Genomic DNA, 251 nt, shown 5'->3' on the forward strand with positions numbered 1-251 from the left:
TCCCGGTGGTGCGCGTGTTCGGCACTATCGGCTGGATTGTCGCGGGGATCTTTATCGGCGTTACCGGCGTGGCCTCCAGCGTCACGATCTTCCAGGTTGCGGCGGCGAGCTCCGTGCTGCTGGCGCTCTACAGCCTGACGCTGCCGCACACGCCCGCCCCGGCAAAAGGGCTGCCGGTCCAGGTTCGCGATCTGTTCTGCGCTGATGCGTTTGCCCTGCTGAAAACCCGCCACTTCCTGGTCTTTTCCGTC

At 64.9% G+C, this 251-nt stretch carries 1 protein-coding gene; it reads left to right on the forward strand.

The annotated features are described in order from the left end of the window. Positions 1-14 precede the first annotated feature (14 nt). A partial coding sequence (locus ACPYOJ_RS36095) for a hypothetical protein (protein ID WP_481420494.1) occupies positions 15-251 on the forward strand: 237 nt, incomplete at its 3' end.

This window comes from Rhizobium sp. SVR5-9E, assembly GCF_056755095.1.